Origin of the sequence: Arthrobacter sp. Bi83 (assembly GCF_918698095.1) — a bacterium.
GTDB lineage: Bacteria > Actinomycetota > Actinomycetes > Actinomycetales > Micrococcaceae > Arthrobacter.
Window position 1 is genome coordinate 1 of sequence record NZ_CAKKLY010000103.1, and the last position, 4,886, is coordinate 4,886.

Genomic DNA, 4,886 nt, shown 5'->3' on the forward strand with positions numbered 1-4,886 from the left:
CGAAGACCTCGAACTCGTCGCTCAGAAACTCAACGGCCGGCCACGTAAAACGCTCGGCTGGGAAACCCCAGCCGAGCGTTTACGTGCTTTACTACTAACCACCTAACCAACAGGTGTTGCAACGACCCCTAGAAACCGCCCCGGATTCGGGGCCTCACGTGTTCGTTACCCACGGTGTCGGCGGCGGGTGGGTGTCCGTTCAGAGGCCGTATTTCTCCAGGAGCCGCAGCCAGACTTCGCTGATCGTGGGGTAGGAGGGGACGGCGTGCCAGAGCCTGTCGAGCGGGACTTCGCCGACGACGGCGATCGTCGCCGCGTGCAGCAGCTCGGCGACGTCGGGGCCAGCGAATGTGGCGCCAAGCAGCACCATGCGGTCTTCGTCGACCACCAGCTGCGCCCAGCCCTCGTAGTTCTCGGCGTGCAGCGACGAGCCCGCCACAGAGATGGGCAGCTCCACCGAGGCGACGTTGTAGCCGTCCTTCGCTGCCTGCTCGACCGAGCGGCCAACCGTTGCCAGCTCGGGATCGGTGAACACCACGTTGGGAATCGCGTGTTCATCGGCGGTTTGCGCGAAGCGGCTCCAGGGTTCCGGCGTACCCTCCAGCTCACCTTTCGCCCGGGCGGCGATGGCCGAGCCCGTGGCCCGGGCCTCGTACTTGCCCTGGTGGGTGAGCAGGGCCTTGCCGGCTGCGTCCCCTACCGCATACAGCCATGGGCCGTCCTCGCTTCCGGCGGCGGCGTTGACCAGGCCGGTCGAGTCGGTGGTGAGTGTCAGACGTTTACCGTCGGAGGCGCCCAGCCCGACGCGCTCCAGCCCGAGCCCTTCCAAGGCGGGGTGCCGTCCCGTGGATACCAGCAGCTTGTCCGCCGAAAGGGTGTCGCCGCCGTCGAGCGTCACGGTGAGGGAGCCGTCGTCGTTTTCGCGGACGCTTCGCGTCCCGGTGTTGAGGCGGAGCTCCACGCCGTCAGCCCGGAGGCCCGCCGCGACCAGTTTCGCGGCTTCCGCCGGGAAATTGCCCAGGAGGCCGCTGCGGGCCACGAGCGTGACATCCGAGCCCAGGCGGGAAAAGGCCTGGGCCAGCTCCGTGCCGGCGACGCCGCCGCCCAGGACAGCAAGACGCTCCGGCACCTCCTTGGCGGACGTTGCTTCGCGGGTTCCCCAGTACGGAATCCCGGCAAGGCCCTCGATGGGCGGCGTGTTCGGGGTTGATCCGTTGGCCAGCACGACGGCGTGACGCGCCGTGAGCGCATAGGAGTTGCCGTCGAGGCCGGCTACTTCCACCGACCGCGGGGCGGTGAGCCTGCCCTGGCCGCGGATGAGTTCGATGCCGGCACCGTCCACCCATTTCACTTGGCTGTCATCCTGCCAGTGTGAGGTGAAGGAATCACGCCGCTTGAGGACGGCGGCAGCGTCAAGGGTGCGGGTGACTGCCTCGCTGGCGCCGGGGACTGTCTGCGCGCCGTGCAGCGCGGTGCCCGGCCGAAGCAGGGCCTTTGACGGCATGCAGGCCCAGTAGGAACACTCACCGCCCACGAGCTCCGCTTCCACGAGTACCGCGGTAAGACCGCCCTGCACTACCCGGTCCGCGACGTTTTCGCCCGCCGCGCCGGCGCCGATCACAATGACATCGAATTCCCGTTCAACAACATGTGGCGTCATGGCACCAGCCTACGCCCCGCCCGGGGCGGATTTGAGGGCCGGATGTGGCGCCCCTGGATCCGTGGCGGGCAGGCAGTTGGAGCAGATCTTTGCCTGGCACCGCACTCCAATTCGTGGGGGACGGGCGCTCCGTAACATGGCGCCGTGCCGTCCGGAGGACATGGGACATCCGCTACGGTGTGAAAAGTACCCGTTGCAAAGGAGCTCCAATGTCGCCCGCCAACATGGTTCCGCCGGCGCGGTTCAGTGCACAGGCCCGCCTTCGCGCCCTGCAGTCGGACATCATGGAGCTCATCCTGGACCGTGACCTCGAGGCCGGGGATGCCCTGCCCACCGAGAACGAGCTGTGCGTTGCCCTTGGAGTAGGCCGGAACACCCTGAGGGAATCGCTCAAGGTGCTGCAGGCCCTGGGTGTCATTGAAATCCGCCATGGCTTCGGCATGTTCGTGGCGCCCAGCAATTTTGAAGCGCTTGCGGACGGACTGATTTTCCGCGGGAGGCTGTCGCTGCGGCACCACGGGCTAGAGGCGCTGCAGCTCGTGGATGTGCGCCAGGCCTTGGAATCAGGGCTCATCGGGAGTTCGATGGACGTCATGACGGCGGAGCAGCTCGCGGCGATCGAGGCCTCAGTGGTCCGGATGGAGGAACTCGCAAAGTCAGGGGAGACGTTCGTGGAGGCCGATTCAGATTTCCACAGCCGGCTGTTCGAGCCGCTGAACAATGAGCTGCTGCTCAACCTGCTGGGCGTCTTCTGGAAGGTATATCGCAAGATCCACACCGAGATCGGGCCGGGCACCGAGGATCTGGCCGCAGTGGCCGCACTCCACCGCAACATCTATACGGCCGTCGCCGCGGGCGATAAAGCCCGCGCGTCCGAGCACCTGGCGCACCACTTCGATGGCATTCGCCGCCGGATTTCGGATGCGGTAGCCGAGTAGGCGCCGGACGGCCGCCGCCCCAGACAGGGCACCTGCCACCTAACGCAAAGAATCCCCGGAATCTATAATGATTCCGGGGATTCTTTCGTGGTGCGCCCAAAGGGATTCGAACCCCTGACCTTCTGTTCCGTAGACAGACGCTCTATCCAGCTGAGCTATGGGCGCATCTTCTGGTCCCTGGCAAACTTTCCGCTCGCCCCGAACCTCGAATTACTTTACGCGAGGACTCCCGTAGTTCCAAATCGAAAGCCGTGTAATATACGTAACTAGACCGGTCTATGTGACCTTCGTCACGAATTTAGGAAAATCGCAATCCGACACCCTTGATTTTCCGCGGTTTTCGTCCCGGAGGCGCTGGACATCCCATGTCTGACCACGAAATGGACTAGACGATCGCAAATAGCATTTAGCTCACACCACCGAACCCGACGAAGGGAACCGAAATGGGCCACCTGGCGCGACTGCCGCTGCTTGAGAAAGCACCCACCACACATGCCGGCCTGCTGGCATGGGTCGAAGAGGTCGCTGGGCTGACCCAGCCGGACCGGATTCACTGGGTCGACGGCTCCGAAGAAGAAAACACCCTCCTCACCGACGAACTCGTCGCCGCGGGCACGCTGAAGCGACTCAACCAGGAGCTGTTCCCCAACTCCTTCGCGGCGTTTTCGGACCCGGCCGATGTTGCCCGCGTGGAAGAGCAGACATTCATCTGCTCTGAAAAAGAGCACGACGCCGGCTTCACCAACAACTGGATGGCTCCTGCGGAGATGAAGGAGAAGCTCCGCGGTCTCTTCTCCGGCTCGATGCGCGGCCGCACCATGTACGTCATCCCCTTCGTCATGGGCCACCTCGATGCCGAAGATCCCAAGTTCGGCGTGGAGATCACGGACAGCGCCTACGTTGTTGCCTCCATGCGGATCATGGCCCGTATCGGCACAGACGTGCTGAACCGGATCACTGAGACGAACGCGTTCTTCGTCCCCGCCCTCCACTCCCTCGGCGCACCGCTGGAGCCCGGCCAGGCGGACGTTTCCTGGCCGTGCAACCCGGACAAATGGATCGTCCACTTCCCCGAGGAGCGTTCGATCTGGTCCTTCGGCTCCGGCTACGGCGGCAACGCCCTGCTGGGCAAGAAGTGCTACGCCCTCCGCATCGCCTCCGTCATGGCGCACGATGAGGGCTGGCTCGCCGAGCACATGCTCATCCTCAAGCTGACCTCCCCGGAGCAGAAGACGTACTACGTCTCCGCTGCCTTCCCGTCCGCCTGCGGCAAGACGAACCTTGCCCTGCTGGACCCCACCATTGAAGGCTGGAAGGTGGAGACCCTCGGGGACGACATCACCTGGATGCGCTTCGGCAAGGAAGGCGAGCTCCGCGCCGTCAACCCTGAGGCGGGCCTGTTTGGCGTGGCTCCGGGCACCGGCTGGGGCACCAACCCCAACGCCATGCGTGCCATCGCCAAGGGCAACAGCATCTTTACAAACGTCGCCGTTACCGACGACGGCGGTGTGTGGTGGGAGGGCATGACGGAAGAGGTTCCGGCCCATCTCACTGACTGGCAGGGCAACTCCTGGACGTCGGACTCCGACAAGCCGGCAGCCCACCCGAACTCCCGCTTCTGCACGCCGATCGACCAGATCGACATGCTGGCCGAGGAGTACCACAGCCCTAACGGTGTGGAGCTCTCCGCCATCCTCTTCGGCGGACGGCGCAAGACCACCATCCCGCTGGTCACGGAGGCCCGTGACTGGTCCAACGGAATTTTCATGGGCGCCACGCTTTCCTCAGAAACCACGGCTGCAGCCGCCGGCGCCGTCGGCGTCGTGCGCCGCGACCCCATGGCCATGCTTCCGTTTATCGGTTACGACGCCGGTGACTACCTGAACCACTGGGTCAACCTGTCAGCCAAGGCCAATCCGGAACGACTGCCCAAGATCTTCCTGGTCAACTGGTTCCGCCGCACTGCAGAGGGCGGCTTCGCCTGGCCCGGCTTCGGGGACAACGCGCGTGTTCTCAAGTGGGCCATCGAACGACTCGAAGGCAAGGCCAATGCGGTGGAGACGCCTATCGGATTCGTTCCGACGGGCGATTCCATCGACCTGACCGGCCTGGACATGACTCCGGCCCAGGTGGAAGAGGCTGTGCGCGTCGACCCCGCCGAGTGGAAGACCGAGCTTGCTTCCATCGAGGAGTGGTTCGCGAACTTTGGCAGCTCGCTGCCGGACGCTCTCCAGCAGGAACTTGACGGGCTGAAGGCCCGCCTGGCCTAGGTCCCCACCCCTCTAGTA

3 protein-coding genes and 1 tRNA gene are annotated in these 4,886 nt (G+C 64.7%); 2 read left to right on the forward strand and 2 right to left on the reverse strand.

Annotated features, from left to right (window positions below):
- Window positions 1–199: 199 nt before the first annotated feature.
- Window positions 200–1,660 carry an NAD(P)/FAD-dependent oxidoreductase gene (locus tag LQ144_RS22700; RefSeq protein ID WP_230121502.1) on the reverse strand — a complete coding sequence of 487 codons (1,461 nt, stop codon included), beginning with the start codon at window positions 1,658–1,660 and terminating at the stop codon, window positions 200–202.
- Window positions 1,661–1,869: 209 nt separating this feature from the next.
- Here LQ144_RS22700 and LQ144_RS22705 point away from each other — a divergent pair, with 209 nt between their 5' ends.
- Window positions 1,870–2,598 carry an FCD domain-containing protein gene (locus LQ144_RS22705; RefSeq protein ID WP_230121503.1) on the forward strand — a complete coding sequence of 243 codons (729 nt, stop codon included), beginning with the start codon at window positions 1,870–1,872 and terminating at the stop codon, window positions 2,596–2,598.
- 88 nt (window positions 2,599–2,686) lie between these two features.
- On the opposite strand, the gene LQ144_RS22710 is transcribed toward LQ144_RS22705, so the two are convergent.
- Window positions 2,687–2,763 (reverse strand) — tRNA-Arg (locus tag LQ144_RS22710).
- Window positions 2,764–3,041: 278 nt separating this feature from the next.
- Here LQ144_RS22710 and LQ144_RS22715 point away from each other — a divergent pair.
- Window positions 3,042–4,868, forward strand: a complete 1,827-nt coding sequence (locus LQ144_RS22715; protein WP_230121504.1) for a phosphoenolpyruvate carboxykinase (GTP) — start codon at window positions 3,042–3,044, stop codon at window positions 4,866–4,868.
- Window positions 4,869–4,886 lie beyond the last annotated feature (18 nt).